Annotated in this window: 4 protein-coding genes; 2 read left to right on the top strand and 2 right to left on the bottom strand. The window is 26.4% G+C overall.

Features of this window, described 5'->3' with window-relative positions; translation table 11 throughout:
* Together Q0V09_RS08510 and Q0V09_RS08505 are read right to left on the bottom strand one after the other, a co-directional pair.
* On the bottom strand, positions 1 to 1,426 hold a 1,426-nt coding region (locus tag Q0V09_RS08510; RefSeq protein WP_297488528.1), incomplete at its 3' end, for an ABC transporter ATP-binding protein.
* A 20-nt stretch (positions 1,427 to 1,446) separates the two neighbouring features.
* Entirely contained in the window at positions 1,447 to 2,097 is a 651-nt protein-coding gene (locus Q0V09_RS08505) for a TVP38/TMEM64 family protein (RefSeq protein ID WP_297488525.1), read from the bottom strand.
* 154 nt (positions 2,098 to 2,251) lie between these two features.
* Here Q0V09_RS08505 and Q0V09_RS08500 point away from each other — a divergent pair, with 154 nt between their 5' ends.
* Together Q0V09_RS08500 and Q0V09_RS08495 are read left to right on the top strand one after the other, a co-directional pair.
* Positions 2,252 to 2,884 carry a murein L,D-transpeptidase catalytic domain family protein gene (locus Q0V09_RS08500; protein WP_297408041.1) on the top strand — a complete coding sequence of 211 codons (633 nt, stop codon included), beginning with the start codon at positions 2,252 to 2,254 and terminating at the stop codon, positions 2,882 to 2,884.
* A 20-nt stretch (positions 2,885 to 2,904) separates the two neighbouring features.
* A partial coding sequence (locus tag Q0V09_RS08495; RefSeq protein ID WP_297488522.1) for an alpha-glucosidase occupies positions 2,905 to 4,181 on the top strand: 1,277 nt, incomplete at its 3' end.

Genomic DNA, 4,181 nt, shown 5'->3' with positions numbered 1-4,181 from the left:
TTCTTTGCTTTTGTCCTCCAGAGAGTCTTACTCCTCTCTCTCCAACCTCTGTATTATACCCTTCAGGCAGATCCATTATAATATCATGTATATTAGCTTTTTTAGCTGCTTCTATTATTTCCTCATCTGTTGCTTTTAAATTCCCTATTATAATATTCTCTTTTACTGTTCCTGTAAATAAAAATACATCTTGTTGAACTATTCCTATATTCTCTCGTAGAGAATCTAATTTTACATTATATATACTTTTACCATCAATTAGTATATCTCCAGATGTTACATCATAAAATCTTGGAATTAAATTACACAGTGTCGTTTTCCCACCACCTGATGGACCAACTAAAGCTACCATTTTTCCGCTTTCTATTTTTAAATTTAAATCTTTTAGTATTACCTTATCTTCATGTTTAAAAAATACATTTTTAAATTCAATTTCACCTATAACTTTTTCTAAATTTTTACTATTTTCTTTATTTTTTTCCTCTTCAACCTTTATTACTTCCATAAATCTATAAAAACCAGTCATTCCATTTTGATATTGCTCTACAAATCCAATTAATCTTTTTATCGGTTGAGCACAAGCTTTAGTGTATAAAAAATACGCCAATAAATCTCCTATATTTATCTCTCCCCGATAGGTAAAAAGTCCTCCAAATATAAGTACAACATAGTCGAGCATATCTGTAAAAAATCCTACTCCTGCCATATATTGAGCCATCACTTTATATGCTTTTTCCCTTGCACTTTTAAATTCAATATTACTTTTTTCAAATTTTTCAAGTTCTGTATCCTTAGTTACAAAAGCTTTTGATACTCTAATTCCAGTTATGCTATTTTGCAAATTTGCATTTATTACACTAGTTTTTTCTCTAGTTTTTAAAAAAGCCGCTTGCATTTTTTTTCTTTTAAAAATAGCAAAAATTATAAGTATAAAAAGTACTGAAAAAATTATTAATGTTAATTTTAAATTTATATTTGATAAAAGAATAAAAGATCCAATTATCATTATTATAGATATGAAAAGATCCTCTGGTCCATGATGAGCTAGTTCTGATATATCCATTAAATCATTTACAATTCTTGACATAATACTTCCAGTTTGATTATTATCAAAATATTTAACTGGCAAATTTTGTAAGTGTTTATAAATATCTTTTCTCATATCTCCTTGCATTCTAACTCCAACTACATGACCCCAATATTGCATAAAATATGCACACATCATTTTTACTAGATAGATAATCAGTAACACAATTGAAAAAGTTGCAATCATTCTTAATTCTTGATTTGGAATAGTTTCATTTACAATTTTCCTTGTTAACATCGGATAAAAAAGATCACATGCTGCTGATACTGAAGCTACTAATAAATCTAATACAAATAATTTTTTGTATGGTTTATAGTAACTTATAAAGTTTTTTAACATTTATCTCCCCCATTTATAATTTATTTTCTTTTTTTTGATATTAGTTTTGTAACTATTGTTATTAAAAAAAATATTAATGAAGCTAAAAGTGACATTTTCAATGCTTTTTCTTTATCTCCAGAAGCAACAGCTCCTGCAAGTAGAACATAAACAGATGTACCTGGTAATATAAATATCACTGAAAGTATTGTATATTTTATAAAGCTCATTGAAGTTAATCCATATATATAATTTTGTATTCCAAAAGGAAATATAGGTATTAATCTTGTAGTAGCTAATATAAACCAACCCTCTTTTTCTACACCTGCATTTATTTTTTTAAAAGCCTCAGTATTCCCAAATTTTTTCTCAATATATTCTCTTGCAATATATCTTGAAATTATAAATGCTAAAGCTAATCCAAATCCTGCTCCAATAGCTGTATATAAAACACCTTTTATTCCTCCAAATAAGAGTCCACCCACCAGTGTCAATGGAAGAGTTGATATACACGTTATTGTAACAAGCATATATATTACGATATATACTAATGGTCCATAATTCCCCATTTTATTAATGAAAAGTGTTATTTTTTCTCTATCACTTATAGTTTCAAGTATTCCTGTTTTATAAAGTATAAAACCTAATAAAACCACACATATTCCAAAAATTATTTTTTTATACTTTCCCATTAATGATCCTCCTTATTTTAAATATGATCTCTATTATACTCTACTATTTTTTTATTAACAATCCTTACAAATAATATTAATTTATTTTTTTATTTTAAATACCCATCATTTTTGTTATAATCAAACTACATTCTTATTTATTTTTGGAGGTATTATGTTTAAATTTATTTTGTCCTTTTTTATTTTATTTTATTCATTATCTTTTTCTTTTACTTCATCTTTATATAAAAAATTACATTTAGAAAATAAAATGGAATATTCTGTTTTTAAAAATGCTATGAAAGGAACCTATAAATTAAAAGATAATAATTATCAATTTTTAACAATTATTGATTTTACAAAACCTTCTACAAAACCAAGATTTTCAGTTATTGATTTAAAAAATAAAAAACTTCTTTATTATACATATGTAACTCATGGTAAAAATAGTGGTAAAGTTATTCCTATTATGTTTTCTAATACTTTAAACTCTTTCCAAAGTTCTCTTGGATTTTTTATAACTGATTCAAAACCTTACAAAGGTGAATATGGATACTCTCTAAGACTTAAAGGTCTAGAGAATAAATTTAATTCAAATGCTTATAAAAGAAATATTGTTATTCACGGTGCTGAATATGCTACTAAAAAATATATTGATCAAATTGGATTTTTAGGTAGAAGTTTAGGTTGCCCTGCAATTCCTTCAGAATTATCCACAGAAGTCATTGATCTTCTTTCTAACAACTCAATTATTTTCATAGCTGGAAATGATGAAAAATACTTAAAAGAAAGCACTTTCATAAACTAATTTTTTAAAGGAGTGTATCTATGTGGTGGAAAGAATGTATTGGTTATCAAATTTACCTTAGAAGTTTTTACGACTCAAATAATGACGGAATCGGAGATTTAAAAGGTGTTATAAAAAAACTTGATTATTTAAAAGGTTTAGGTGTAAATCTTCTTTGGATATCACCTTTTTATGAAAGTCCAAATGATGATAATGGATATGATATTAGTAATTATTTTAAAATTTCTAAAGAGTTTGGAACTATGAGAGACTTTCATGCTCTTTTAAAAAAAGCTCATAGTTTTAATATTAAAATTATTATTGATCTTGTTATTAATCATACTAGTGATGAACATCCTTGGTTTATAGAATCTAAGTCCTCTTTAAATAACGACAAAAGAGATTGGTATATCTGGTCTAAAAAACCTAATAATTGGGAAAGTATTTTTAAAGGATCAGCATGGGAAAAAGAATCTTTAACAAAAGAGTATTATTTACATCTATTTTCTAAAAAACAACCAGACTTAAACTGGGAAAATAAAGAAGTTCGAAAGGCTCTTTATAAAATGATTAATTGGTGGTTAGACAAAGGAATCGATGGATTTAGAGTTGATGCTATTACTCATATTAAAAAACGTAAAAATCTCCCTAATATGCCAAATAAAACAGATAATACTTATATCCCTGCTTTTAATAAATTTACTAACGTTTATGGAATACACTCCTTTTTAAAAGAACTTAAAAAAAATACTTTTGATAAGTATAATATTGTAACTGTTGGAGAAGCTAATGGCGTTGGTCTTAAAGATATTTATAAATGGGTGGATGAAAGAGATGGTCGATTTAATATGATCTTTCAATTTGAACATTTAAATTTATGGAGTTTCGAGAAAAATATATCTTTCTCTCCTAAAAAATATAAAGATATATCTAATAAATGGCAAAATATTCTTGCTAAAAAAGGCTGGAATGCTCTTTTTATTGAAAATCATGATATCCCAAGAAGTACATCTACTTGGGGGAATGATAAAGATTACTGGAGCGAATCAGCAAAATCTTTTGCTCTTGCTTACTTTATGCAAAAAGGAACACCTTTTATATACCAAGGACAAGAGATTGGAATGACAAATAGTATTTTTTCTTCTCTTGATGATTTTCAAGATATTAGAAGTATCAATGAAGCTAAAGATTACTTTAAAAAAGGGCTGTCTCCTAATAAAATTTTAAATATTTTATCTAATACTTCAAGAGATAATGCTAGAACTCCCATGCAGTGGGATAACAGTACTTATTCTGGATTCTCATCTCATAAACCATG

Origin of the sequence: uncultured Cetobacterium sp. (assembly GCF_947039425.1) — a bacterium.
Taxonomy (GTDB): domain Bacteria; phylum Fusobacteriota; class Fusobacteriia; order Fusobacteriales; family Fusobacteriaceae; genus Cetobacterium_A.
This window is presented reverse-complemented; position numbering and strand designations above follow the sequence as displayed.